This is a genomic window from Sphingomonas floccifaciens (assembly GCF_042681125.1).
GTDB classification, from domain to species: domain Bacteria; phylum Pseudomonadota; class Alphaproteobacteria; order Sphingomonadales; family Sphingomonadaceae; genus Sphingomonas; species Sphingomonas floccifaciens.
Window position 1 is genome coordinate 383103 of record NZ_JBHUFC010000002.1, and the last position, 26378, is coordinate 409480.

25 protein-coding genes are annotated in these 26378 nt (G+C 67.7%); 17 read left to right on the top strand and 8 right to left on the bottom strand.

Annotated features, from left to right (window positions below; translation table 11 throughout):
• Positions 1-141 precede the first annotated feature (141 nt).
• From ACFSC3_RS04665 to ACFSC3_RS04680, 4 genes are all read left to right on the top strand, one after another.
• A complete protein-coding gene (locus ACFSC3_RS04665) occupies positions 142-1551 on the top strand; it encodes an MATE family efflux transporter (RefSeq protein WP_380939217.1) in 1410 nt (469 codons plus the stop codon).
• A 141-nt stretch (positions 1552-1692) separates the two neighbouring features.
• Positions 1693-1980 (top strand): co-chaperone GroES, encoded by a 288-nt coding sequence (gene groES, locus ACFSC3_RS04670; protein ID WP_380939219.1) that lies wholly within the window; start codon positions 1693-1695, stop codon positions 1978-1980.
• Positions 1981-2044: 64 nt separating this feature from the next.
• Positions 2045-3691 (top strand): chaperonin GroEL, encoded by a 1647-nt coding sequence (groL, locus tag ACFSC3_RS04675; RefSeq protein WP_380939221.1) that lies wholly within the window; start codon positions 2045-2047, stop codon positions 3689-3691.
• 387 nt (positions 3692-4078) lie between these two features.
• The gene (locus ACFSC3_RS04680; protein WP_380939223.1) at positions 4079-5677 is read left to right on the top strand and encodes a DUF6311 domain-containing protein; all 1599 of its coding nucleotides are present in this window, start codon (positions 4079-4081) and stop codon (positions 5675-5677) included.
• Positions 5678-5800: 123 nt separating this feature from the next.
• Here the strand turns inward: ACFSC3_RS04680 and ACFSC3_RS04685 are convergent, their stop codons facing one another.
• Positions 5801-6859 carry a mannose-1-phosphate guanylyltransferase/mannose-6-phosphate isomerase gene (locus ACFSC3_RS04685; protein WP_380939225.1) on the bottom strand — a complete coding sequence of 353 codons (1059 nt, stop codon included), beginning with the start codon at positions 6857-6859 and terminating at the stop codon, positions 5801-5803.
• 296 nt (positions 6860-7155) lie between these two features.
• On the opposite strand from ACFSC3_RS04685, the gene prsK reads away from it, so the two are divergent.
• The 4 genes from prsK to ada are packed head-to-tail and all read left to right on the top strand — an operon-like array spanning position 7156 to position 12463.
• Entirely contained in the window at positions 7156-9192 is a 2037-nt protein-coding gene (gene prsK / locus ACFSC3_RS04690; protein ID WP_380939227.1) for an XrtA/PEP-CTERM system histidine kinase PrsK, read from the top strand.
• A complete protein-coding gene (prsR, locus tag ACFSC3_RS04695) occupies positions 9189-10535 on the top strand; it encodes a PEP-CTERM-box response regulator transcription factor (RefSeq protein ID WP_380939229.1) in 1347 nt (448 codons plus the stop codon). Before prsK ends, prsR begins: the two co-directional genes overlap by 4 nt.
• Positions 10536-10590: 55 nt before the next feature.
• Positions 10591-11391, top strand: coding sequence for a DUF815 domain-containing protein (locus tag ACFSC3_RS04700; protein WP_380939231.1), 801 nt, complete (start codon positions 10591-10593; stop codon positions 11389-11391).
• Between the two features lie 55 nt (positions 11392-11446).
• On the top strand, positions 11447-12463 hold the full coding sequence (ada, locus tag ACFSC3_RS04705) for a bifunctional DNA-binding transcriptional regulator/O6-methylguanine-DNA methyltransferase Ada (protein WP_380939233.1): 1017 nt from the start codon (positions 11447-11449) through the stop codon (positions 12461-12463).
• A 91-nt stretch (positions 12464-12554) separates the two neighbouring features.
• On the opposite strand, the gene ACFSC3_RS04710 is transcribed toward ada, so the two are convergent.
• Complete coding sequence (locus ACFSC3_RS04710; RefSeq protein ID WP_380939235.1) at positions 12555-13331, bottom strand: transglutaminase-like domain-containing protein; 777 nt, start codon at positions 13329-13331, stop codon at positions 12555-12557.
• A 254-nt stretch (positions 13332-13585) separates the two neighbouring features.
• The gene (locus ACFSC3_RS04715) at positions 13586-15082 is read right to left on the bottom strand and encodes a S1C family serine protease (RefSeq protein ID WP_380939237.1); all 1497 of its coding nucleotides are present in this window, start codon (positions 15080-15082) and stop codon (positions 13586-13588) included.
• A 162-nt stretch (positions 15083-15244) separates the two neighbouring features.
• On the opposite strand from ACFSC3_RS04715, the gene ACFSC3_RS04720 reads away from it, so the two are divergent.
• Both ACFSC3_RS04720 and ACFSC3_RS04725 read left to right on the top strand, forming a co-directional pair.
• Positions 15245-15514, top strand: coding sequence for a hypothetical protein (locus ACFSC3_RS04720; RefSeq protein ID WP_380939239.1), 270 nt, complete (start codon positions 15245-15247; stop codon positions 15512-15514).
• The gene (locus tag ACFSC3_RS04725; RefSeq protein ID WP_380939241.1) at positions 15514-17070 is read left to right on the top strand and encodes a methyl-accepting chemotaxis protein; all 1557 of its coding nucleotides are present in this window, start codon (positions 15514-15516) and stop codon (positions 17068-17070) included. The genes ACFSC3_RS04720 and ACFSC3_RS04725 overlap by 1 nt, the downstream gene beginning before the upstream one ends.
• Before the next feature lie 79 nt (positions 17071-17149).
• On the opposite strand, the gene ACFSC3_RS04730 is transcribed toward ACFSC3_RS04725, so the two are convergent.
• Positions 17150-19318, bottom strand: a complete 2169-nt coding sequence (locus ACFSC3_RS04730) for a primosomal protein N' (RefSeq protein ID WP_380939243.1) — start codon at positions 19316-19318, stop codon at positions 17150-17152.
• Positions 19319-19474: 156 nt separating this feature from the next.
• On the opposite strand from ACFSC3_RS04730, the gene ACFSC3_RS04735 reads away from it, so the two are divergent.
• From ACFSC3_RS04735 to hslU, 7 genes are all read left to right on the top strand, one after another.
• Positions 19475-20002 (top strand): GNAT family N-acetyltransferase, encoded by a 528-nt coding sequence (locus ACFSC3_RS04735; protein ID WP_380939245.1) that lies wholly within the window; start codon positions 19475-19477, stop codon positions 20000-20002.
• Positions 19999-20451 carry a hypothetical protein gene (locus ACFSC3_RS04740; protein WP_380939246.1) on the top strand — a complete coding sequence of 151 codons (453 nt, stop codon included), beginning with the start codon at positions 19999-20001 and terminating at the stop codon, positions 20449-20451. Before ACFSC3_RS04735 ends, ACFSC3_RS04740 begins: the two co-directional genes overlap by 4 nt.
• 105 nt (positions 20452-20556) lie before the next feature.
• Positions 20557-20970, top strand: a complete 414-nt coding sequence (locus ACFSC3_RS04745) for a hypothetical protein (RefSeq protein WP_380939248.1) — start codon at positions 20557-20559, stop codon at positions 20968-20970.
• 129 nt (positions 20971-21099) lie between these two features.
• On the top strand, positions 21100-21639 hold the full coding sequence (locus ACFSC3_RS04750; RefSeq protein WP_380939249.1) for a glycoside hydrolase family 108 protein: 540 nt from the start codon (positions 21100-21102) through the stop codon (positions 21637-21639).
• 53 nt (positions 21640-21692) lie between these two features.
• Complete coding sequence (locus ACFSC3_RS04755; RefSeq protein ID WP_380939251.1) at positions 21693-22100, top strand: holin family protein; 408 nt, start codon at positions 21693-21695, stop codon at positions 22098-22100.
• A gap of 132 nt (positions 22101-22232) precedes the next feature.
• Positions 22233-22784 (top strand): ATP-dependent protease subunit HslV, encoded by a 552-nt coding sequence (gene hslV / locus ACFSC3_RS04760; protein WP_380939253.1) that lies wholly within the window; start codon positions 22233-22235, stop codon positions 22782-22784.
• 164 nt (positions 22785-22948) lie between these two features.
• Entirely contained in the window at positions 22949-24241 is a 1293-nt protein-coding gene (gene hslU, locus ACFSC3_RS04765; protein ID WP_380939255.1) for an ATP-dependent protease ATPase subunit HslU, read from the top strand.
• 120 nt (positions 24242-24361) lie between these two features.
• Here hslU and ACFSC3_RS04770 read toward each other — a convergent pair whose 3' ends face one another.
• From ACFSC3_RS04770 to ACFSC3_RS04785, 4 genes are read right to left on the bottom strand one after another with little or no spacing between them, the layout of a single operon-like run.
• On the bottom strand, positions 24362-24745 hold the full coding sequence (locus tag ACFSC3_RS04770) for a hypothetical protein (RefSeq protein WP_380939257.1): 384 nt from the start codon (positions 24743-24745) through the stop codon (positions 24362-24364).
• Complete coding sequence (locus ACFSC3_RS04775) at positions 24742-25149, bottom strand: hypothetical protein (RefSeq protein WP_380939259.1); 408 nt, start codon at positions 25147-25149, stop codon at positions 24742-24744. Before ACFSC3_RS04775 ends, ACFSC3_RS04770 begins: the two co-directional genes overlap by 4 nt.
• Positions 25150-25182: 33 nt before the next feature.
• Positions 25183-25911 (bottom strand): hydroxyacylglutathione hydrolase, encoded by a 729-nt coding sequence (gloB, locus tag ACFSC3_RS04780; protein ID WP_380939260.1) that lies wholly within the window; start codon positions 25909-25911, stop codon positions 25183-25185.
• Positions 25912-25915: 4 nt separating this feature from the next.
• Positions 25916-26368, bottom strand: a complete 453-nt coding sequence (locus ACFSC3_RS04785; RefSeq protein ID WP_380939261.1) for a VOC family protein — start codon at positions 26366-26368, stop codon at positions 25916-25918.
• Positions 26369-26378 lie beyond the last annotated feature (10 nt).

Genomic DNA, 26378 nt, shown 5'->3' on the forward strand with positions numbered 1-26378 from the left:
CTTGCAGGGGAGGAAAGTCGAAGGTTCTCCAACGCTTCTGCCTCCGCCGGAGCACTGGGCGCAAGCGGGAGGATCCGGACACCAGCGCCGATTTGCAGCCACACCGCTTGTCCCAGCGGCGCCAGCGGCTACAGCCCTCGCATGGACATCGCAGGCCCCGTACCGGCGCAGGACGCCGCCGCGCCCGCATCCGCGCGGGACGAGATGTTCGCGCTGCTGCGCCTCGCCGGGCCGCTGGTCGCCGCCAACCTGCTGCAAATGTCGATCTATGCCAGCGACGTCATCTTCGTCGCGCGGCTGGGGACGCAGGCGCTCGCGGCGGCGACGCTGGGGGTGTATCTCTACTCGGTCGTCATGTTCGCACTCCAGGGGCTGGTCGGTGCCGCGGCTCCGGTGATCGCCGCGGAACTGGGTCGCCGCCGCCATGCGGTGCGCGAGGTGCGGCGGTCGTTTCGCATGGGCATGTGGCTGGCGGTGCTCGCCAGCCTGCCGTTCATGCTGGCGCTGGCGCACGGCCGCGACATCCTGTTGCTGATCGGGCAGGACGCACAAGCGGCGGCGGCGGCGGACGGATTTCTCGACATCCTGCTGTGGGCGATGATCCCGGCGATCATGGCGAGCGTGCTGCGCATCACCATCGCCGCGTTGGGGCGGCCGGGCTGGGCGATCGGGGTTGCGGCCGTGGCGTTGGGCGTGAACCTGCTCGGCAATTGGCTGCTGGTGTTCGGCAACTGGGGCTTTCCGGCGATGGGCTTGCAGGGCGCCGCGACCGCCAGCGTCGTGACGTCGTTCGCGATGTGTGCGGCCTATGCCGTGATCGCGCTGACCGACCGGCGCATCCGCCGCTATCGGCTGTTCGGCAATTGGTGGCGCGCTGAGTGGGCTCGGCTGACGGAGCTCGTCCGTATCGGCGTGCCGATCGCGGTCACGCTGACCTTCGAGGGCGGGCTGTTTTCCGCCGCCGCCTTCCTGGTCGGGCTGATCGGCGTGACCGAAGTCGCGGCGCACGCCATCGCGCTCCAGATCGCTGCGGTCGCCTTCCAGGTGCCGTTCGGCATCGCGCAGGCGGCGACGATCCGCGTGGGCATGGGCTATGGCGCGCGCGATTCCGTCTGGATCGGCCGCGCGGGCTGGGTTGCGCTCGTAATCGGTACCGGCTTCATGGTGCTGACCGCGCTGGCGATCTGGGTCGCGCCGCGGGCGTTCGTATCGGCCTATATCGACGTCGATGCGGCGGAGAATGCACGCGTGGTGACGCTGGCCGTCCAGTATCTCGCGGTCGCCGCCGCCTTCCAGTTGTTCGACGGCGCGCAGGTCGTCGCGGCGGGCGTGCTGCGTGGACTTCAGGATACCCGCGTGCCGATGATCCTGGCCGCGCTCGGCTATTGGGTGTTCGGCTTCGGCTCGGCGGTGCTGCTCGGCTTTCCGGCCGGCCTGCAAGGCGTAGAAGTCTGGATCGGCCTTGCCGTCGGTCTGCTCGCGGTATCGATATTGCTCGTGTGGCGCTGGTCGATCCGCGCGCGCCTGGGCCTCATCCCGCGCACGGCCTGACGCAGACCGTCACGCACGGTTCATATTTTTGTTCCAAGCACCGGTTGACGCCGCCGCTGCTCCTCCACATATCCCGGCCGCTGGCACTCGATTAAACCGAGTGCCAACCTGCAATTCTGCCGATTGGATAAAGGGACATCCATGAACTTTCGTCCGCTGCACGACCGCGTGCTCGTCCGCCGTATCGAGGCCGAGGAAAAGACCTCCGGCGGGATCATCATCCCCGACACCGCCAAGGAAAAGCCGCAAGAGGGTGAGGTCGTCTCGGCCGGCACCGGCGCGCGCAGCGAGTCGGGCGAAGTCCACCCGCTCGAGGTGAAGGCCGGCGATCGCGTGCTGTTCGGCAAGTGGTCGGGCACCGAGGTCAAGGTGAACGGCGAAGACCTGCTGATCATGAAGGAATCGGACATCCTCGGCATCATCGGCTGAGCGACGTCGACCTTCTCACACGACTCAACTTTCTCAACATTCGTAATCTGAAAGGGTAGCCACCATGGCAGCCAAGGACGTGAAATTCTCGCGCGACGCACGCGAGCGGATCCTGAAGGGCGTCGATATCCTGGCCGACGCGGTCAAGGTCACGCTGGGGCCGAAGGGTCGCAACGTCGTCATCGACAAGAGCTTCGGCGCGCCGCGCATTACCAAGGACGGCGTCACCGTCGCCAAGGAAATCGAGCTGAAGGACAAGTTCGAGAACATGGGCGCGCAGATGGTGCGCGAAGTGGCCTCGAAGACCAACGACATTGCCGGTGACGGCACGACCACCGCGACCGTCCTGGCGCAGGCGATCGTCCGCGAGGGCATGAAGTCGGTCGCCGCCGGCATGAACCCGATGGACCTGAAGCGCGGCATCGACCTCGCCGTCACGAAGGTGATCGAGGACGTGAAGTCGCGTTCGAAGCCGGTCTCCGGCTCGAACGAAGTCGCGCAGGTCGGCATCATCTCGGCCAACGGCGACAAGGAAGTCGGCGAGAAGATCGCGGAAGCGATGGAGAAGGTCGGCAAGGAAGGCGTCATCACGGTCGAAGAGGCCAAGGGTCTCGAATTCGAGCTGGACGTCGTCGAAGGCATGCAGTTCGACCGCGGTTACCTGTCGCCCTATTTCATCACCAACCCGGAAAAGATGCAGGTCGAGCTCGCCGACCCGTACATCCTGATCCACGAGAAGAAGCTGTCGTCGCTCCAGGCGATGCTGCCGATCCTCGAGGCGGTCGTGCAGTCGGGTCGCCCGCTGCTGATCATCGCCGAGGACATCGAGGGTGAGGCGCTGGCGACCCTGGTCGTCAACAAGCTGCGCGGCGGTCTGAAGGTCGCAGCGGTCAAGGCACCGGGCTTCGGCGATCGTCGCAAGGCGATGCTGGAAGACATCGCGATCCTGACCAAGGGCGAAGTCATCAGCGAAGACCTGGGCATCAAGCTCGAGTCCGTCACGCTCGGCATGCTCGGCACCGCCAAGCGCGTCACGATCGACAAGGATAACACCACCATCGTCGACGGTGCGGGTGAAGCCGATGCGATCAAGGGCCGCACTGACGCGATCCGTCAGCAGATTGAAGTCACGACCAGCGACTACGACCGCGAAAAGCTCCAGGAGCGCCTCGCGAAGCTGGCCGGCGGCGTCGCCGTCATCAAGGTCGGTGGCGCTTCGGAAGTCGAAGTGAAGGAGCGCAAGGACCGCGTCGACGACGCGCTGCACGCGACCCGCGCAGCAGTCGAAGAGGGCATCGTCCCCGGCGGCGGTACGGCGCTGCTCTACGCGACCAAGGCGCTCGACGGCGTCGAGGGTGCGAACGAGGACCAGACCCGCGGCATCGACATCGTCCGCAAGTCGCTGACCGCTCTGGTTCGCCAGATCGCCAGCAACGCCGGCCATGACGGTGCGGTCGTCTCGGGCAAGCTGCTCGACGGCGGCGACACCTCGCTCGGCTTCAACGCGGCGACCGACACCTACGAGAACCTGGTGTCGGCCGGCGTCATCGACCCGACCAAGGTCGTCCGCACCGCGCTGCAGAACGCAGCCTCGGTCGCCGGCCTGCTCATCACGACCGAAGCGGCCGTGAGCGAACTGCCGGAAGACAAGCCCGCCATCGGCGGCGGTCACGGTGGCGGCATGGGCGGCATGGGCGGCATGGACTTCTGATTTTCTTGTCCGGGGCAGCGCGAGCTGTCCCGGACAGAAGATCGGAAAGGGCCGGCGGGTCGGCGGCGACGCCGTCGATTCCGTCAGACGCTTGGGTGGCGGCTTCGCCGTCGCCCGCCCGATGCGAAACACGGGGGCTGGTGGAGCGATCCACCGGCCCTTTTGTCGTTTGAGGGCAACCACCGGCGCCGGAGCATGAGTAGTCGGGCCTCTCATATTGCCCCCCCGTTCGTGCTGAACTTGTCGAAGCACCGTACTTCGTGCCGCAAGCGGTCCTCGGGCGTATCGGAGTACGGTGCTTCGACAAGCTCAGCGCGAACGGAGGAGGGGACGTGCCGTGCCCGCCCGTTAACCACACCTCAGCACCTCCCCCGCCATACCGCGCCGATGTCCGCCGTCTCCCGCCTGCCGCTGATCCTCCTCCCGCTCGCGCTGTTCGCCTGGTTCTTCCACCCGGCGATGCTCGATCCGACGAACATCGGCTGGATCCTGCGCGGCACCGACAATGGCGAGGGCGCGCTCGGGCTTCATGCCTGGCTTCATGGCGGCCACGGCTTCCTGCGCACCGGTCTGTTGAACGCGCCGGAAGGCGTCTCGCTGCTGTTCACCGACAGCAATCCGCTGGTCGCGCTGCTGCTGACGCCGTTTGCCGGCCTGCTCCCCGCGGATTTCCAGATGGTCGGCCCGTGGATCCTGTTCTGCCTGGTCCTCCACGTCGCCTTCGCCCGTGCGCTGCTGAAGGATTATGCGCCCGACACCGCGACCTTGTGGATCGGCGTTGCGCTGCTGAGCCTGCTGCCCACGCTCTACGCGCGCTACGTCCACTGGAACCTGATGCCGCACTGGCTGATCCTGTGGGCGCTGTGGCTGTTCGTTTCGCCGCGCCGCGCGAGCAACCTGCAGGCGTGGGGTCTGCTGATGCTCGGCGCGGTCCTGATCCACAGCTACCTGCTGGTAATGGTCGCCGCGATCTGGGCGAGTGCGATGCTGGAGCGGTTCGCCACCGCGCCGTCGCCACGGGACCGCCTGCGGATCGTCATTGGAGCGCTGGTCATCGCCGCGATGACAGCCGGCATTGCGCTGGCGCTGGGGGCGGGGGGCAGTTACGCGCCGACCAACACCTATGGCTTCTTCGCCATGCCGCTCGACGCGCTGTGGAACCCGGCGACCGACAGCTATTCCGTCTTCCTGCCGGCGACGACGCAGCGCGACGGGCGTGATTTCGAGGGCTTTCAGTATCTCGGCCTCGGTCTGCTGATCCTCCTGCCGCTGGCTCTCGCGGTCGCAGGGCGGACCAAACCGCGCGCAGAAGAAGCGGGCGTACTCCGCCGACTGTTGTGGCTCGCACCCGCTCTCGCCGTGCTGACGCTCGTCGCAGTGAGCAACTGGCCGCATTTCGCCGGCAGCCCGGTCGGCAAGCTTCCGCTGCCCACGTTCCTCGCCCCCATAACAGACATGGTCCGCGCGTCGGGCCGGCTGTTCTGGCCGACTGCCTATACTCTGGTCTTCGCCGGCATCGTCGCGCTCTATCGTCTGAGCCTTCCGCGCGCGCGCCTGCTGCTCGCCGCGCTGCTAGCCGTTCAGTTCTTCGATATGCTCGGCATGCACATCGCGATCGGCGGTTTCCACGCCCGCGAGGTCGCGCATTCGGTGTATGAGAAGACGCCCGATCCACGCTGGGATACGCTGATCGCCGGTGCGCGCGATATCGCATTCGAGCCGGCGGACGTGACCCTCGACCTCCAGCGGTTCCAGGAAATCGCCTGGCGCGCGGTCAAGGCGGGCAAGCCGGTCCGCAGCCTCTACGCCGCGCGGACCCCGGTCGAGACGCAACTGCGTCAGGCCCGCGAGTCTGCGGCCTTCCAGCGCGGCGAGCGTGTGGCTGGCCGGATGTATGTGCTGATCGCGGGGGCCAAGCCTCCGGCAGGGATGCCGGCGGTGGCGATCGACGGGGTGTATGTCGTGCCGGCTGTCTCGGTACGTTGAAACGCCCCCGTTCGTGCTGAGCTTGTCGAAGAACTGTCCTCGATCTTCGTGCCGAACCGATTGTGGCACGAATAAGGGCGGCATTTCGACAAGCTCAGTGCAAACGGCGTGAGCTGGGTAACTCTACCGCGCTTTCAGCGCCTCGATGATCTTCTTGACGTCCTGGCTGCGGCCCTTGGGCAGGATCAGGACATCATCACCGCTTGCGACCACGATCAGGTCGCTGACCCCGACCAGTGCCACGCGCAGGCCGTCCGAGCGGACGAAGCAATTGTTCGTGTCGACCGCGATGACTTCGCCGGCGTGGGTGTTGCCGCCGTCGTCGCTGTCGCTGATCGCGTCGAGCGCGTCCCAGCTCCCGAGGTCGCTCCAGCCCATCGCGACGGGGACGACCGCGACGCGCTGCGCCTTTTCCATCACCGCATAGTCGATCGAGTCGGACGGGGAGGCGGCGAAGGCATCAGCGTCGGGCCATACGCGGATGCCGTCGCGGCGCGCCTTGTCCATCGACGCCTGCGCGGCGGCGACCATGTCGGGTGCTTCGCGGTTCAGGACTTCGAGATAGCGGTCGGCGCGGAACAGGAAGATACCACCGTTCCAGGCATGGCCGCCCTCGGCGAGCATCGCCTCGGCACGGTCGAGCGGCGGCTTTTCGATGAAGCGGTCGACGTGGTGGACACCCTCGGCGATCGGCGCGCCGACCTTGATCCAGCCATAGCCCGTCTCCGGCGCATCGGGCGTGATGCCGAAGGTGACGAGCCAGCCGTCCGACACCAGAGGCAGCGCGGCGGCGATCGCGGCGTGGAAGGCAGGTACGTCGGCGATCACATGGTCCGACGGCATGACCAGCAGAGGCTGTTCGCCCGCCCCCGCCGCGATCGCCGCGAGGGCGATCGCCGGCGCGGTGTTGCGGCCCATCGGTTCCAGAATGACGGCCGACGGCGCGACGCCGATCGCGTTCAGCTGGTCCTCGACCGCATCCGCATGCGCGGCATTGCCGACGATGATCGGCGCAGCATAACCCGCATCCTCAGGCGTGCGCCGCGCGGTTAGTTGGAGCATCGTCTCATCGGACGTCAGCGCGAGGAACTGTTTCGGACGTTCCGCCCGCGACATCGGCCATAGCCGCGTGCCGGACCCGCCGGACAGAATGACGGGTACAATCGAAGGCACAGCGGTCATGAACGCGAGAACTCCCTGGTTGAAGATGGTTTAGACATAGTTTCCCCGCCGTAACAACGCGCAGTCACCGCTGAATGTCCTCGACGTTCAGATTTTCTTCGCGATTTTGCGGGAAACGGGTGAGGTGTCGGCAGGATTTACAGCGGCGGCGACAAGCGGGGGGCGGGGATGACCTGCGCGCTCGGCCATCACGCGTCTGATATTCCCTTCGGATATGCCGGGGTCGAGCCCGGTGGCCTTGCGTCACACGCCCGGCACGGCGCCACGACGTCGACGTGCGTGACGGGTCTCCACTCTTGGAGCATCTAAGCCTCTGGACCCATGCGTTCGCCGCGCTGCTGATGGCGGCGGTGGCGTTTCTCGCCGCGCGCGGAACCGCCGCCGGCCTGCCGCGCTGGCCGCTGGTCGTCAGCTATGCGCTGGGTGCGATCTGGGCGCTGTCGATCGCGGGGCTGGGGGCGAGCGACCCGGCGACCCGGCTGCTTGCCGGGCTCCACGCACTTTCGCTGCTCGGCGTGATGGCCGTGCTGCACGGCCGGGCCGACGTGCGTCCGCTCGGGCTGGTGCCGATCTATGGCGTCGTGGCGGTCGTTATCGTCGTGATGACGCTGTTGCAGTTGCTTGCCCTGTCGCTGGGGAGCACAAGTCAGGCCGGAGCAGGCGTCATGACCGCGGCGCTGTTGCTGCGGATGCTGGCGACGGTCGCCGCGCTGGTGCTGGTCAACAACATCGCCATGTCCCGCCCGAGCGCGGCGGTGCGGCTGATCTGCGTATCCTTCGCGGTCCTGTGGGCAGCGGACCTGATGATCGTGACGGTCGCCTATCTTTCTGGCGAATGGCCTGCGGCGGTCGGCGTCGTCCGCGGCGGAATGGCGATGGCGGCCGCGAGTTTTGCCGCACTGGCGCTGCATCGTAACGACGTGCGCCCGGTCGCGGTATCGCGGACGGTCGCCTATCAGTCGCTGTCGCTCGTCGCGGTCGGCGTCTATTTCGCGGCGCTCGCGTTCGGGACGAGCGCCCTGTCGGCCGTGGGTAGCACCGCACGCATCTGGCAGAGCGGATACGTCCTCGGCCTGACCGCGGCGACGCTGACGATGCTGTCCTCGCCCTGGCTGCGCGCCTGGGCGAAGGTGAAGATCGCCAAGCACCTCTTTACTCACCGCTATGACTATCGCGTCGAATGGCTGCGCTTCATCGGCACGCTGGGGTCTGCGGGCGCCGCCGCCGCGCCACTGCCCGAGCGCATCGTCAAGGCGGTCGCCGATCTGACCATGTCCGACCGCGGGTTGCTGCTGGTACCCGAGGGCGAGGGGCTGGGCGTGGGCGCGACGTGGAACTGGGATGGGGCGGGCGGCGGGGCCGACGCGCGGCTCGTCCGTCACCTGACGCGGACGGAGCGTATCCTCTCGCTCGACGACCTGCGTCGCGCGGGGTGCGATGCCGACGAACTCGGATGTGTTCCGCAGTGGATGATCGACGACGTCGCCGTTTGGGCGGCTGTGCCGATGCTCCACCAGGCGCGGCTCGTCGGAGTCGTCGTGCTGTCGCGCCCGCCGGTCGACCGTGCGCTCGACTGGGAAGACTTCGACCTGCTGAAGGTCGCCGGCCGTCAGGTCGCCAGCTACCTCGCCGAGGCACAGGCGCAGGAGGCACTGGCCGACACCCAGCGTTTCGACGAGTTCAACCGCCGCAGCGCCTTCATCGTCCATGACATCAAGAATCTGGTGAGCGGCCTGAGCCTCGTCGCGCGCAATGCCGAACGCCATGCCGACAATCCCGACTTCCGCGCCGACATGGTCGCGACGCTTCAGGACTCCGCCGCCAAGCTGAACATGCTGCTCGGGCGCCTGTCCGCCAGCCCGCGGGGCGGGGCCACGCCGCCGATCGCCATCCCGCTGCTTGACTTCGCGCAGAATCTCGTCGCCCGACGCCGGGCCGGCCATCCGGTCGTCGCTACCGGCGATGCCCAGGCCATCGCGCTCGCCGATCCCCCCCGTCTCGAACAGATCATCGACCATCTGTTGCAGAACGCGATCGAGGCGAGCCCGGCGACCGAGCCGGTGACGCTCGTCGTGTCGCGCACCGATATCGACGCGACCATCGCCGTCGTCGACCGCGGCTGCGGCATGGCGCCCGCCTTCGTCCGCGACCGCCTGTTCCGCCCCTTCGCCTCGTCCAAGCCCGCCGGCTTCGGCATCGGCGCGTTCGAAGCACGCCAGCTCGCCGAAAGCCAGGGCGGCCGCATCGCCGTCGACAGCCGCGAGGGCGAAGGCTCCACTTTCCGCGTGATCCTACCCCTGGCCCGCGCCGTCCCGTTCGAGGTTGCCGCATGACCGACAAGACGCTGCTCATCGTTGAGGACGATCTCGCGCTCCAGCGCCAGTTGCGCTGGGCCTATGATGGCTACCGCGTCCTTGTCGCCGCGACGCGGGAGGAGGCGCTGACCCTGTTGCGCGCCGAGGAGCCGGCGGTCGTGACCCTCGACCTCGGCCTACCGCCCGATCCCGACGGCACGACCGAAGGCTTCGCGACGCTGGCCGAGATGCTCGCGCTCAAGCCCGACCTGAAGGTGATCGTCGCCTCCGGCCACGGGGCGCGCGAAAGTGCGCTGCGGGCGATCGCGGAAGGGGCCTGGGATTTCTATGCCAAACCGATCGACATCGACGCGCTCGGCCTGATCGTCGCCCGCGCGTTCCACGTCCACGCGCTGGAGGCCGAGAACCGCCGCCTGGCCGCCGCGGCCGAAGGGAAGACGGCGCTCGGCGGCATCATCACGGCCAGCCCGGAAATGCTGAAGGTGACGCGCACCATCGAACGCGTCGCCTCAGCCGATGTGTCGGTGATGCTGCTGGGCGCGTCGGGCACCGGCAAGGAGCTGCTCGCCCGCGGCCTGCACGAAACCAGCGGTCGCAAGGGCGCCTTCGTCGCGATCAATTGTGCGGCGATCCCCGAAACCCTGCTCGAAAGCGAGCTGTTCGGGCATGAGAAAGGTGCCTTCACCGGCGCGGTCAAGACGACCGAGGGCAAGATCGAACAGGCGCAGGGCGGCACCCTGTTCCTCGACGAGATCGGCGACGTGCCGCTGCCGCTTCAGGTCAAGCTGCTGCGCTTCCTACAGGAACGCGTGATCGAGCGGATCGGCGGGCGCAAGCCGATCGCGGTCGACACCCGCATCGTCTGCGCGACGCACCGCGACATCGACGCGATGGTCGCCGACCAGTCGTTCCGCGAAGACCTCTATTATCGCCTGGCCGAGATCGTCGTGCGCATCCCGTCGCTGGCCGAGCGTCCGGGCGACCCGACCCTGCTCGCCAAGGCGCTGGTCAAGCGTCATGCCGCGCAGATGAAGAGCGCGGTGACCGGCCTGACCGCGGACGCGCTCGCCGCGATCGACGCGCATCCCTGGCCCGGCAATGTCCGCGAACTGGAGAATCGGGTGAAGCGCGCGGTCATCATGGCGGAGGGCACGCGCATCGCCGCCGCCGACCTGGACCTGGACGGCGAGGCGGATGGCGACGCGATCAATCTGCGCGCTGTCCGCGAGGAGGCGGACCGCAAGGCGATCCGCCACGCGCTCGCCCGCAGCGACAACAACATCTCGGGCACCGCGCGCCTGCTCGGGATCAGCCGGCCGACGCTCTACGACCTGATGCGCGCCTATGACCTACAGCCGTAGATGGATTCGCTGCACCAACTGGTGAAGCCGTGTCCCATCTTCTAGAGCCGACGCGATGACCGACGCCCTGACCCGCATCGCCGACGCTCTCGATCGCCTCGCGCCGCCGCCGCAGCCGGATGCCGACCTTACCGCGCACCCGGCGTATCTCTGGGATGGTCGCACGCTGGTCGCCGCGCGCGGCTTCGCGCCCCTGCCGCTCGACACGCTGACCGGCGTTGAGCAGCAGAAGACTGCGCTGGTCGACAACCTCCAGCGGCTCGCCGCCGGCCATGCCGCGCACGACGTGCTGCTGTGGGGCGCGCGTGGGACCGGCAAGTCGGCGCTGGTCGCCGCTGCCGCGGCGGCGGCCGATGTCGCGCTGGTCGAGGTTGCGACGCACACGCTCGACAGCCTGCCGCAACTGTTCGCCCGTCTCGCGACGACGTCGCGGCCGTTCGCGGTGTTCGTCGACGATCTCGGCTTCTCCTCGCCCGACGAGGCGCGCACGCTGCGGTCGCTGCTGGAGGGCGGGGCGGAGGCGCGGCCGGCGAGCGTGCGGTTGCTGGTGACATCGAACCGCCGTCACCTCGTCACCCGCGACCTGGCGGAGCAGGACAGCGCGATCAATCCGCGCGACGTCGTCGACGACGCGCTGGCGCTTGCCGATCGCTTCGGGCTCAGCCTCGGCTTCCACGCGATCGATCAGGACACCTATGTCGCGATCGTCGTCGGCTATGCGCGCGCCTATGGCCTGAGCTTCGATCCGCAGGAAGCGATCGGCTGGGCGACGCGGCGGGGCAGCCGGTCGGGGCGGGTCGCGTGGCAATATGTCGTTGAACTCGCCGGGCGCGAGGGGCGGGCGCTGCCGCGCTGACTTTGAGCGCAATCAGCGGGAAGCATCGCGATCCGCGAGCCGCTATATCAGCGCCATGATGGACGAAACCGCTGCCTGGGCCGCTTTCGAGAGCCGCGATCGCCGGATGGACGGTCGGCTGATCGTCGCCGTCACGACGACCGGCATCTATTGCAAGCCGTCCTGCCCGGCCCGCCGCCCGTTGCGCGAGAATGTCCGTTTCTTCGCCGACCCCGCCGCCGCCCGGGACGCGGGCTTCAGGGCCTGCTTGCGCTGCCAGCCCGACGCGGTCGGCCGCGACCATGATGCCGTCGCTCGCGCCGTGGCGACGATCGAGGCGGCGGAGGACACGATCTCGCTCGACGATCTGGCCGCGCAGGTCGGCTACGCTCCGCACCATTTCCACCGCCTGTTCAAGCGCGCGACCGGCGTGACTCCCGCCGCCTATGCGCGTGCGGTCAAGGCGCGCCGCGCCGCCACCGCACTGTCCGCGGATCACAGCGTAACCACCGCGATCTACGAAGCCGGCTATTCCGCGCCGAGCCGCTTCTACGACACCGCCGCCGATCGCCTCGGCATGACGCCGTCCGCCTGGAAGCGGGGCGGGGCGGGCGTGACGATCCGCTGGACGGTCGCCGCGACCAGCCTCGGCCCGCTGCTGATCGCGGCGACCGACAAGGGATTGTGCCGTGTCTCCTTCGACGAGGACGGCACGCACCTCGCCGCGCGCTTTCCCGCGGCGAAGATCGTGGCGGGCGGCACGGCGCTTGATACGTTGGCGGCGCAAGTAGTGGCGGAGGTCGAGAGCCCCGGCCGGCACACCGACCTGCCGCTCGACGTGCAGGGGACCGCGTTCCAGGAAGCGGTGTGGCTCGCTCTCCGCGCCATCCCGAAGGGCGAGACGCGCAGTTATGCCCAGATCGCCGCGGCGGCCGGGTCGCCGGGAGCGGTCCGTGCGGTCGGCAGCGCGTGCGGGGCAAACACCGTCGCAGTCGTGATCCCCTGTCACCGCGTGACGCGTTCGGGTGGAGAGTTGGGTGGCTATGCTTACGGTCCTAACCGCAAGCGCGCGTTGCTGGAGCGGGAAGCTTAGCGACCCCGAGCTCCCGCGAAGGCGGGAGCCTAGAGTCGCGAGAGTCGACCTCTGTAACCCTGGGCTCCCGCCTTCGCGGGAGCACGGCAGGCTATCCCGCCGAAACCTCCACCCGCTGCTCGCAGAACGTCGCATTGCCGTAGCTGGTCAGGAACGACACGTCCGCCGCATCGCGGCCGACGCCGATCTTGGCCATCTCCCCCGCGACCGCCATGCCGGTCGGGTCGACCAGATGCCACGCGCCATCGAGGAACACTTCCGCCACCGCGTGGAAATCCTGCGGATCGACGCCCAGTGCATAGACGCTCGCGATACGCGCCGGCACGCCGGCCGCGCGGGCGAGGGTGATGAGGACATGGGCATAGTCGCGGCACACGCCCTGCCGCTGGACGAAGCTTTCGAGCGCTGTCGTCGCCGACGTGCTGACGCCCGGCTTGTAGGTGAAATGCGCCTCGATCCAGTCGCGCATCGCCGCGATCTTGGCGCCGCCGTTCAGCGCGTCGAATTCCGACGTGACGAATTCCTCGAACAGGTCGGATGGGCAATAGCGCGACGCCATGAGGTACTGGACGGTTTCGCCGGGCAGCTTGTGGAACGGGACGGCGGGCAGGGTGGCGATGTCCGCCAGCATCCGCTCGACCCGCACGGTCGCGCGGTAATCGACCGACATCCGCCCGACGACCCGCAACCAGATCCGCTCGCCGATCGCATCCTGCGCCGGGACGCGCGCGAAATGCTCGCTGTGGGACACGTCGAGATGCGCCTCGACGATGGTCTGTTCCGGAATCGCCGCCGCCTCCAGCTGGAGAAGCACGTCGCTCGGTTCGGCGAAGTCATAGGTGAAGGCGGTGTGGATTCGGATCGTCATAGGCGGCACCTAACGGACGGATCGTGGTGGGGTTCAAGAAGCCAGAGAAAAAGATGAAAAAGGAGTTCGGTGTGCCCTGCGGGCCAAGGCGCAAAGGCGCGAAGGGGGCAGGTCACGTGGCTGCGAAGCGGCCTCTAAAAACAACGGTAGCGTTGTCTTCCGATCGCGAACGACAGGCGAAGAATCTTCGCGCCTTTGCGCCTTGCGCCCCGTAGGGGCGCCCGAACCGCTGTTTTCTCTTCTAGGTCCGGACCCTAATCAGCTGGCTTGCAGGAATAGACCAGCTTCTCGTTCGGCACCGGCGGCAGGGCGGCGCGGATCGCTGATTGCTGGCCGGCCAGATTGGCGCGCGCCGCTGCCTCGCTCGTGCAGGCCTTTATCGCCACCCCCTGCCGCAACCGCCGCGCCTCGGTCATGCGCGCGTCGTCGAGGAAATAGCGTGTCTGCGTATAGGTGCGCTCGTCGGGTCGGTAATCGAGGATCGACACCGTCGCCTCGCCGTCGGGCACCAGCACGCGCTGCCAGCCGCCGCGACCGTCCTCGGCATATTGGGTCCGCCCGTTCATGCACCCATCGCCGCCCCAGGCGAGCGCCGTCGGCTCGGGCGTGGACACGGTCACGCGGCTGCGTTCGGGCACGAAGCTGCACACGAGCGGGCCGATCGCGTCGCTGGCCTTCGTGCCCCCTGCCGCTGCCGCGCGCACGGCGGCGGCATCGAAGGTCGGCCGCATCGCGAACAGCGCGACCGCGCCCAACATCAGCGCGCCGCCGCCGCCCGCGGCATAGCGCCACCGCGGATCGCCCTTTGATACCAGCAATCCCGCGCCACCCAGCGCCAGTGCGCCGAAGACCAGCGCCACCGCTGCACCGGCCATGAAATTCTCGCGCGCCACCTCGTTCGCCGCGCGCGCTTCGGCCACCGCAAGGGCCTGCGCCTCACGTGCCTTCTCGGCCGCGGCGCGCGCCTGCGCGTCGCTTGCGAAACGGGCGTCCTCGTCGGCCGCGCGATCCGCGGCCAGCCGCTCCTCCATCGTCTGGCACGGCGTCGCGACGCTGGCGAACGGCTGCTTCGCTTCGCGCAGGAAGGTGGCAACCTCGGAGAAGGCGATGGCGAAGGCAAAGCTCGCATCGCCTTCGTCACCGCGGGTCAGGGCCGAGTTCACCCCGACCACCCGCCCGCAGCGGTCGAGCAGCGGCCCGCCCGAATTGCCCCGTGCGATGCTGGCGGTGTGCAGCAGCATCTCGGTCCCCATCAGGCTGCGCCTGCCCGAAAAGACGCCCTGGCTGCGTACCGGCGACGTCGGCGTGATGAAGTCGGCCGACGATCGCGCGGTCGCCAGGTCGACATTGCCCGGATAGCCCAGCGCATAAAGCGCCTCGCCCTCGTTCGCCGGGCCGGAATAGAAGGCGACCGGCGACAGGCGCACACCCGTCACCTCGATCAGCGCAAGGTCGCGTTCGGCATCGACGGCGACCAGCTTGCCCTGCACGGACTTGTCGCCCTGCGACGGAACCACGCCGATAACGACGTTGCCCGGATAGCGCGCCGCCAGTTCGACCACATGCGCATTGGTCAGGATGCGGGTCGGCGACACGGCCAGACCCGATCCGTGACCGAAGCCGACCACTTCGTCGTCGGCGACGGCGATGGTGACGATCCGCACCACGCCGCGGCCCGCCGCCGAGATGTCGTCCGCATGGGCCGGTGTAGCCAGGGTCAGGAGCGCAAGAAGGGCGAAGATCAACCGCATGGCGCGACGCCTAGCCCATGGGTCGGTCAAGGGAAATGGGGCGCGACATGTAACCTCGATCAAGAAATTTATCTTGTAAGCGCAAGCCATCCTTAACGCGCGGTTTTTAGTGAATTGGGTATGGATCGACTTCCTATTCGAGGATTTGCGCTGGCGCAGGTCATGGCGATCGCCCTGGTCATCGTCGCGATAGCGTTCTGGCCGCCGCAGCGCGGCGCGATGTTGATGATCCCGCTGTCCGGTCACGCCGCGACCGCGGTCGACGTCGCCTTGGCCGGACATGCCAGCCTGATCGGGATGGGACCGCTGCCGGGATCGATGGTCGTGCTGGGCGATCGCGCGATGCTGGGCGGTCCGGCGCTCGATCGCGGCATCCTGTTGCTGGCGGCGCCGCGCGCCATCTGCGGCGCCGTGCAGAAGGACATCGCATAATGGACGCCCCCGTCGTCACCGGCGCGACCGATGCCGCGCCATCGCAAACGCTCGACCGGCTACGGCGCCGTGGCGTGCAGGCCTGGGCGGCAATCGGCTGGATCACGCTGCTTGCGATCATCGTTCAGGATGCTCTCCAACCTGGGCCGATGGCGCTGCCGGCGCTGATCGGCATCGGCGGCGCGATCAACATCCTGCCGACCTATATGGCGATCCGCGGTCGGCACGATGCAGATGCGCGGCTGGTGATGGGGGCGCTCGCCGCCGTCCTGCCGGCGCTCGGCGTCTTCGTGCTTCAGGACCATCCGTGGCAGATGGACGCGCATATGTTCTTCTTCGTCGCGATGGCGGCGCTGATCGTGCTGGGTGACTGGCGGCCGATCGCGCTGGCGACCGGGCTGACGGCGCTGCACCATCTGGTCCTGCAATGGATCGCGCCCGAATGGGTATTCTCCGGCTCGGGCAATCTCGGGCGGGTGATCTTCCATGCGGTGGCCGTCCTTCTCCAGTTCGGGGTGCTCGCCGTCGTCACGGTCCGCCTCGAACGCCTGATCGAGTTGCAGGACAAGGCGATCGCCCGCGCCCGGTCGCTGACCGCAGCCGCCCGTGACGAGCGCCACCGCGCCGAACAGGCGTTGCTGAAGGCCGAGGAGGCCGCCCGCGAGGCGGCGGCGGCGCGCGTCGCCACCGAACGCCGCGGGGAACTGGTGACGCTCGCCAACGAATTCGAACGCTCGGTCAGTTCGGTCGTGCACGCGATCGGCGTCGCGACCGAACGGCTGGAGCTGTCGGCGATGCAACTCGGCGACAGCACGCGCGATACCGACACTGCGGTCGGGCAGGTCGCCGGGGGCGCTGCACGCGCGGTGGCGGAGATCACGCTGGTGACCGGCGCGATCCAGGGCCTGTCGGAGACGATCCGCACCATCGCCGCCGCGGCAACCGACCAGTCCGCGCTGACCACCGCTGCGGCCGGCAAGGCCGAACACAGCGTGCGCACGATCGTCCATCTCGAAAATCAGGCCGGCCAGATCGAAAGCCTGGTCGATGCGATCCGCGACATCGCCGGCAAGACCAACCTGTTGGCGCTCAACGCCACGATCGAGGCCGCACGGGCGGGCGACGCAGGCCGCGGCTTCACCGTCGTCGCGGGCGAAGTGAAATCGCTCGCCGCCGATACCCGCCGCATCAGCGACACGATCAGCGATGTGCTCGCCGGCATCCGCTCGGGCGTCGCGGATTCGGTCGCGACCCTGCGCAGCGTCAACGGCGCGATCGGGCAGGTCGCCTCCGCCGCGACCGGCATCGCCAGCGCGGTCGAGGAGCATCGCACCACCGCGATCGGCGTCCACACCTCCGCCGACCGTGCGACGCGCTCGGCCGCCGATATCGAACAGCGGATGGGTGCGGTTGCCGAAGCGACGGGCGTCGCCGCCACCTTGTGCAACGGCCTGCGTGGCAGCGCGACCGAACTCAGCTCCACCGCCCGCCAGTTGCGGGCGTCGACCGACCTGTTCGTCTCGTTCCTGAACGATGGTCAGGCGGTGGCGGCGTAGTCAACAAGACGTAGAGCGGACCGCTTTTCAAACCTCCCTCCCCTTGCAGGGGAGGATTGGCGCTGATTGTCGATCCAGCCTAAAGAAAATTATACGGGTCGACGTCCACCGCTACCCGGACCTTCGCCCCCCAGTCGAGCGCACCCAGCCAGTCGCGGATGATGTCCTGCACGTCCAGCGACCGCGTGGCGTGGACCAGCAGGCGGAACCGGTGCCGCCCGCGCAGCATCGCGAGCGGGGCGGGGGCGGGGCCGAAGACGTGCATTCCGTCCACCTGCGGCGCGGTGCGGCCGATCGTCCGGGCGGTCGCCTCCGCTTCGCCCTTGTCCTCGCTCGACACGACGATCGCGGCGAAGCGGCCGAACGGCGGCGCTTCGGCATCACGGCGATTTTCGGTTTCGGCGGCATAGAAGCTTTCGGCGTCGCCGCTGACCAGCGCCTCGATCACCCGTGCGCCCGGCGCGTGGGTCTGGATCAAGACCGTCCCCGGCTTGGCCCCGCGCCCCGCGCGCCCAGCGACCTGCATGATCTGCTGGAAGGTGCGCTCCGCGGCCCGCAGGTCGCCGCCCTCCAGCCCCAGGTCGGCATCGATCACGCCGACCAGGGTCAGGTTGGGGAAGTGGTATCCCTTGGTCACCAGCTGGGTGCCGACGACGATGTCGATGTGGCCCGCCTCCATCCGCCCGACGAACTCCGCCGCCTTCGCCGGCGACCAGATCGTGTCGCTGGTGACGATCGCGACCTTCGCGTCCGGGTAGAGCGCGGTCACTTCGTCGGCAATGCGCTCGACACCGGGGCCGCAGGCGACCAGCGAGTCCTCGTCCTTGCATTCGGGACAGGCCTTGGGCGTCGGATAGGCATGACCGCAATGGTGGCAGGACAGGCGATGGATCAGCCGGTGCTCGACCATCCACGCCGTGCAGTTCGGGCACTGGAAGCGATGCCCGCACGTCCGGCAGAGCGTCAGCGGGGCATAGCCGCGCCGGTTGAGGAACAGTAGCGCCTGTTCGCCGCGCTCCAGCGTCGCATCGATCGCCTTGACCAGCCGCGGCGCGATCCAGCGGCCCTTGGGCGGCGGTTCGGCCAGCAGATCGATCGCTTCGATCGCCGGCATCTGCGCCGCGCCATAGCGGCCGGGCAGCTTCAGTTCGCGATAGCGCCCGGCCTCGACCTGCGCGCGAGTCTCGATCGCCGGCGTCGCGCTGGCGAGGATCACCGGACACCCTTCGAACCGGCCGCGCATCACGGCCACGTCGCGCGCGTGATAATGGACGCCGTCCTCCTGCTTGAAGCTCGTCTCATGCGCCTCGTCGACGACGATCACGCTCAGATTGGCGTACGGCAGGAACAGCGCCGATCGTGCGCCGACCGTCACCTTGGCCTGGCCGCTCGCGATCCCGCGCCATGCCCGCCGCCGCTGCGACGATCGCAGTCCCGAATGCCACGCGACCGGTTCGACCCCGAAGCGGGCGTGGAAGCGCTTCAGGAACGGCTCGGTCAGGGCGATCTCGGGCAGCAGGATCAGCGCCTGCTGCCCGCGCCGGATCGCCTCCGCGACCGCCTCCAGATAGACCTCGGTCTTGCCCGATCCGGTGACGCCGTCGAGCAGGAACGGCTCGAACGCGCCCGCGGCGACCGATGCCTGCAGGATACCGCCGGCATAGCTCTGGTTCTCGGACAGAACCGGCGCGCCATAGTCGGGGTCGGGTTCCGGGAATGGTGAATCGAGATCGACCTCCACCCCCTCGATCGCGCCCGCTTTCACCAGCCCGCGGATCACGCCGTCGCTGACATCGGCGATCGTCGCCAGCTCGCGCACCAGTCCCTGCCGGTCGCCGATCCGCTCCAGCGCCTGCGCCCGCTGCGGCGTCAGCCGTTCCGGCACATGGCCGGTGGCGCGATATTCGACGATCAGCTTCGTGCCTTCCAGCGCAGAAGATGACGGCATCGTCATCCGCAGCACCGCGGCTAGGGGCGCGAGATAATAATCGGCGGTCCACTCGACCAGCCGCCTGAGCGGCCCCGGCAGCGGCGGCACATCGGCCACGCCCAGCAGGTTGCGCAAGCGGTTGTCGCCGACATGCTCTGATTTCAGCCGATCCTGTTCCCATGCGACGCCCAGCAACTGGCGCGGCCCCAGCGGCGCGACGACGATCGACCCCGGCTCGACATGCATGCCTTGCGGCACGCGATAGTCGAGCGGGCCGAGGGCGGAATTCATCACGATCACGCGGGCGCGGGAAGACATGGGACGCATATCGGGATTCAGGGCGACTCGGGGAACCCCTTCGTTATAGAATCCCTCCGTGCTCTCGCGCAGGCGGGAGCCTAGAGCCGCAAAGCGAGACGCTCATGACCCTGGGCTCCCGCCTGCGCGGGAGCACGGAGATTCTTTGAGACTATCATGCGCATTATCGAAACCGAACGTCTGACCCTGCGCGAGATCGACGAGACCGATGCCGTCTTCGTCCACGAACTGCTGACCGACGCGGATTTCGTCGCGATGATCGGCAATCGCGGCGTCGCGACGCTGGAGGATGCCGAGCGCGCGATCGATGAGAAATATCGCGCCGCCTATGCCGAGCATGGCTTTGGCATGTGGCTGGTGGAGAGCCGTGCGGACGGGACGAAGCTCGGCATGGCCGGCCTGGTCCGTCGCGACGGGCTCGACCATGTCGATGTCGGCTATGGCTTTCTGCCGGTCGGGCGGGGCCGGGGCTATGCGACAGAGGCGGTGCGCGCCGTACTCGACTGGGCGGCGGCGCGCGGCATCGCACCGGTCGTGGCGATCGTGAACGAGGAGAATGCGCCATCCCGGGCGATCCTGGGACGCTGCGGGCTGGTTCCGGACCGGACGCTTCGCCTGCCCGGCGCGACGCGCGATGTGATGCTCTATATTCCGGCCGATCCCACTCCTAAGGTGACCGCATGATCCTCGCTGCCATCCTTCTCGCCCAAGCCGCCACCGCACTGCCGCCGGCCTGCCCGAATCCGCCAGCCGCGCTCCCCGCCGATCTTGGCGGATGGCGGGCGACCGGCGAAGACCTCGCGTCGGGCAAGGCCATTACGGTCGCGACGATGGACCCCGCGACCGTGCGCCTCGCCGGCGTGCCTTTGCCCAGGCAGCCCGGCCGGATGGCGCTCCAGACGTTCCGCGTCACCACCACCGGCACCTACGGCATCGCGCTCGACCAGAAGGGGTGGATCGATCTCTACGATGTCCGCGACATGACCGCGCTGAAATCGACGCGCCATGGCCACGGGCCGGACTGCTCGGGCATCCGCAAGATCGTCCGCTTCGCGCTGACGCCGGGAGAGTATCGCGTCGTCGTCGGCGGGCTGGCCGGCGCTCAGGCGAAGCTGATGCTGGTGCGCGGCTGAGACGGTGACGCTGCGTCGTCGCGGCGGAAGCACGCCGTGACGCAACTTTAGCTGCGGTCGATCATTCCATTGCCGGGTGTGGGGGAAACAGGAGGAGAGTTCCCCATGCGTACCCTGATTCTCGGCATCGTGGCGGCGGGCGCCGCGCTTGGCGGTTGTTCGCAGTACGGCGACGACTATGGCCTCGACCCGCGCTATCGCGGCTATGCCAGCTATGACTATGATCGGCCCGATCCGTCGTACAACGGCTATTACGCCGATCGCTATTATGTCGACAATCCGCGCTACCGCGAACGCCGCCTGAGCTCGAACGACCGGGTCTATTACGGCAACGACGGCCGCTATTATTGCCGCCGCGGCGACGGCACGACCGGACTGGTCGTCGGCGGAATCGTCGGCGGGACTCTGGGCGCCGCGATCGCGCCGGGTGGCAGCGGCCTGCTGGGTGCGCTTCTTGGCGGTGCCGCGGGTGCGGCCGGCGGCGAGGCGATCGATCGCCGAAACGTGACCTGCCGCTGATCGAACGAAACGACCTGGATATGGGCCGCGGTGTGATCGCACGGCGGCCCAACCATATAGGTTTTTCTGTAGCTATAAAAGTTGGATAATCTTGGTTAGGTGATCTGCCCTCTGACAACAGGAGGGCATATGGACATCGACCGACTGATCGACGCCGTCATCGACCGCGAGGGCGGTTATAGCGATCATCCCGCTGACCGCGGCGGAGCGACATGCTGGGGCATCACCCGGGAAACCGCCCGCGCCAATGGCTACGCCGGTGACATGCGCCGTTTGCCGAGAAACACGGCGATCGCGATCTACCGCCGCGTCTATTGGCAGCGCCCCGGCTTCGATCGCATCGCGGATCGCGCGCCAACACTTGCCGCCGAACTGTTCGATACCGGTGTGAACATGGGGCCGGCGGTTGCCGCAGGCTTTCTGCAACGCGCGCTCAATGCCCTCAACCGCGGGCAGCGCGATTATGCCGATATCGCCGCCGATAGCCGCATCGGCCCGCAGACGCTCGCCGCGCTCGACCGCTTCCTCATGCTTCGCGGCGCGGACGGGGAGGGCGTGCTGCTGAAGGCGGTCGAGGCGTTGCAGGGCGAACGCTACCTGCATCTCGCCGAACGCCGCCCGGCGAACGAGGCCTTCCTCTACGGCTGGCTCGCCAACCGCCTCGGTTGAATCGCTCCGCAACTCTCAACTTTCTCAACATTCGCGATATCGAAAGGGTGAACATGGGTATCATCGAAGGCATCATCGGCCCCGTCGCGGGGCTGCTCGACAAGATCATTCCCGACTCCAATGCGCGCGACGCGGCCAAGCTGGAGCTGCTGCGGTTACAGGGCACGCAGGCGATGGAGCAGGCCAAGGCGCAGATGGCGGCGATCGTCGCGGAGGCGCAGTCGACCGACCCCTGGACCAGCCGCGCGCGGCCGAGCTTCCTCTACGTCATGTATGCGCTGCTGCTATGGGCGATCCCGATGGGCCTGATCTCCGCCGTCCGGCCAGAGATGGCGACGGCGATCGCCAGGGGCATGAACGCGTATCTGAATGGGATACCGGAGCCTTTGTATGCGCTCTTCGGCACCGGCTATCTGGGATATACGGTGGCAAGGGAGTGGGGAAAGGCGCGGGCGGCCTGATCTTGCGCCAGGAAGATCAGGGCTAGCCACGACGGGCAGCGGAGCCGGCACTGCCGGCTCCGTCTGACGGCGCGGAGCCGTGGGGCGGCGGACCCCTTGCCGCCTCCGCCCGACGATCCCACATGCGCCGCCATGAGCAAAGACATGGTGTGGCACGGCACCACAATCCTCAGCGTGCGCAAGGGCGGCAAGGTCGTCGTCATCGGCGACGGTCAGGTCAGCCAGGGCCAGACCGTCATGAAGCCTAACGCCCGCAAGGTCCGCCCGCTGGGTGACGGCAAGGTCATCGCCGGGTTCGCCGGCGCGACCGCGGACGCCTTCACCCTGTTCGAGCGGCTGGAAGCGAAGCTGGAGCGGCATCAGGGCCAGCTCCTGCGCGCCGCGGTCGAACTCGCCAAGGACTGGCGGACCGACAAGTACCTCCGCAATCTGGAGGCGATGCTGATCGTCGCCGACAAGGACGTGACCCTGGTCGTGACCGGCAACGGCGATGTGCTGGAGCCGGAGGCGGGCATAGCCGCGATCGGTTCGGGCGGGAATTTCGCTTTGGCCGCAGCGCGTGCGCTGACGGACTATGAGCCCGATGCGGAAACGCTGGCGAAGAAGGCGATGAAGATCGCCGCCGACCTGTGCGTCTACACCAACGACCGCACGACGGTCGAAGTGCTGGACAGCGCGACGTAAATCCTGAGCCCTCTCCCGCTTTCGCGGGAGAGGGTTGGGTGAGGCTCTTCTTCTTCTGAACCGCCAAAGAAGAACAGACCCTCACCGACTACGACTAGGCGGCAAGCCGCCAAGTCTCCGTAGCCTCTCCCGCGAAGGCGGGAGAGGGCATTTTGAGAGACCCGATGAACGACGCCCTTACCCCCAAAGCCATCGTCCGCGCGCTCGACGAGCACATCATCGGCCAGGCCGACGCCAAGCGTGCCGTCGCCGTCGCGATGCGCAACCGCTGGCGCCGGCAGCAGCTCGCGCCCGACCTGCGCGACGAAGTCAGCCCGAAGAATATCCTGATGATCGGACCCACGGGCTGCGGCAAGACCGAGATCAGCCGCCGCCTGGCGAAGCTGGCCGATGCGCCGTTCGTGAAGGTCGAGGCGACCAAGTTCACCGAGGTCGGCTATGTCGGCCGTGACGTGGAGCAGATCGCCCGCGATCTGGTCGAGGAAGCGATCCGGCTCGAAAAGGAACGCCGCCGCACCGCAGTCCGGGACAAGGCCGAGGCCGCGGCGATGACCCGCCTGCTCGACGCGCTGACCGGCAAGGACGCCAGCCAGGCAACCCGCGAAGCCTTTCGCCAGCGTCTCAACGAAGGGCATCTCGACAACACCGAGATCGAGATCGAACTGGAGGCCGCTCCCGCCACGCCGTTCGAAATCCCCGGTGGCGCGCCGCAGATGATCAACCTGGGCGAGATGATGAAGAGTTTCGGCGGCCCGCAGCTCAAGCGCCGCAAGCTTAACGTCCATGCCGCCTGGACCAAGCTGGTCGAGGAGGAAGCCGACAAGCGTCTCGACCAGGACGACGTCAGTCGCGTCGCGCTGGCGGATGCGGAGGCGAACGGCATCGTCTTCCTCGACGAGATCGACAAGATCGCGGTGAGCGATGTCCGTGGCGGATCGGTCAGCCGCGAGGGCGTCCAGCGCGATCTGCTGCCGCTGATCGAGGGCACGACGGTCGCGACGAAGTACGGCCCGATGAAGACCGACCATATCCTCTTCATCGCCAGCGGCGCGTTTCACGTCGCCAAGCCCAGCGACCTGCTGCCCGAGCTTCAGGGGCGTCTGCCGATCCGGGTGGAGCTGAAGGGGCTGACCGAGGAGGATTTCGTCGCGATCCTCAGCGACACCAAGTCGTCGCTGCCCGAGCAATATAAGGCGCTGATCGGCACTGAAGGCGTGACGATCGACTTCACCGCCGACGGCATCCGCGCGGTCGCCAGGATCGCGGCCGAAGTGAACGGTGAGGTCGAGAACATCGGCGCGCGGCGCTTGCAGACGGTGATGGAAAAGCTGCTGGAGGAAGTCAGCTTCGACGCCGAAGATCGCGGCGGCTCCACGCTGACGATCGACGCGGCCTATGTCGACAAGCAGCTGGCCAGCATCGCGCGGAACACGGATTTGAGCCGGTATGTGCTGTAACTTCAACCGTCCGTCATCCCCGCGAAGGCGGGGATAAATTCTGGCTGACCGATATGAGTCTCACTGCCTTCAGCGACTATTGATCCCCGCTTTCGCGGGGATGACGAACGTCGGGAAGGGCTACTTCACCCGACCATAGGGCACGAACTCCCCGAACATACAGTATGGCCCGGGAATGCTCGCCCCCCGCGGCACGGTGCGGAAGCGATCGTTGCGGCAAAGCTGCCCGCCGTAGACCTCGGTCACCAACAGCGGATCGCCGCGCAGCGACGGGCAGCCGCCGGATGCCCGGGTAACGAACAACCGCCCGCCCTGGCGATAGACGAGCGTGTCGCCGATGATCCGCGGCGCGTCGAGGTTCGATGCGTTGATGCACCGCTGGGGCGGCCCCGCCGTGCGCCCCTTCAGCGCGTCGGCCAGTTCGGCGGCATCGGTCTTGCCGTTGATCGGTGCGGACGCGGTGCATCCGGCCAGCGCCAGCAGCGGCAGCAGCGCGATCTTCACCGCCCGTTCTTGGTATAGGGCACGAAGTCGCCGAACGAACAGGCGCCCGACGGGAAGCCGGCCGTCCGATCGACGGTCCGGACGATGTCGCCGCGGCACATCTGGGACATGAAACTCTGCGTGACGATGATGTCATCGCGCTGGAGCCCGAAGCACCCGCCGCCGGTCTTCGTCAGATAGCGGCGGCCGCCGTCGTCATAGACCAATGTGTCGCCATAGATGCGGACGTTGGCGTTGCGGGTTTGTACGCAGGTCTGCGGGCGACCTGGGCTCCACCCTCGCAAGTCCCGGTCCAGGCGCGCGAGATCGCGGTCCTGTCGCGCCTGCTCGCGCGCAGTTTCCTGCGGCGTCGCGACACATCCGGCCGTCAGGGCCAGTGCGGCGAGGGGGAAGAAGAAACGCATGATCGAAGCCTCCGTCTGGGGGAGGATAACGCTTCAGCCGCGAAATGCATCCTTGCCGGCGCGCCGTTCGGCGAATTCCTCGACGGTGGTCGCCCGCAGGAACGGGTTGGTCGCCCGTTCGAGCCCGATCGTCGTTGGCAGCGTCGCCTGACTGTCGCTGCGAAGCCGCTCCACCTCGACCATCCGCTCGGCAAGTGCTTCGTTGTCGGGCTCGACCGTCAGCGCATAGTGCCCGTTCGACAGCGTATATTCGTGCGCGCCGTAAACAATCGTCTCGTCGGGCATCGCCGCGAAGCGGGCCATGTTGGCGAACATTTGCGCCGCCGTCCCCTCGGACAACCGGCCGCACCCCATCGCGAACAGCGTGTCGCCGCTGAAAAGCAGGCGGTCGTCGGAGAAATGGAAGACGATGTGGCCGGCGGTATGACCGGGCGTTTCGAGCACGGTCGCGACGTGATCGCCGATCCGCACCGTATCGCTCTCGCCAATGCCATGATCGAGTGTCGGGATTTTCGTCCGTTCGCCCTCTGGCCCGGTTACGTCGCAGCCATAGCGCGCCTTCAATTCGGCATTGCCGCCGGTGTGATCGGGGTGCCAGTGGGTCGTCCAGATCGCATCCGCCCGCCACCCGCGCGCATCGAGCGCGGCAAGGACGGGAGCGGCCTCGCCGGGATCGACGACGACCGTCTGGTCAGCGACGTCATCGTGGATCAGCCAGACATAATTGTCGCTGAGCGCAGCGACCCGGACGACTTCGAGCATCAGCTTACCACTCGCCGACGTTCGGCATCGACGTCCACGGCTCGGCCGGTTCCAGCTCGCCCTTCTGCAACAACTCGATCGAGATGTTGTCGGGCGTACGGACGAACGCCATGTGGCCGTCGCGCGGGGGGCGGTTGATCGTGTAGCCGGCGTCGATCAGCCGCTGGCAGGTGTCGTAGATATTGTCGACGCGATAGGCGAGGTGCCCGAAATTCCGCCCGCCGGTATAGGTTTCGGGCGCCGACCCGTCCTCGGCCGGCCAGTTGTAGGTCAGCTCGACCTCCGCCTTGGCGCGCTCGCCCGGTGCGTTCATGTCCTCGTCCGCGGCGAGGAAGATCAGCGTGAAGCGGCCCTTCTCACTCTCCATGCGCCGGACCTCCTTCAGGCCCAGGACCTCGAAGAATTTGATTGTCGCATCGGGATCGGTGACCCGGATCATGGTGTGGAGATACTGCATCGGTGGCCCT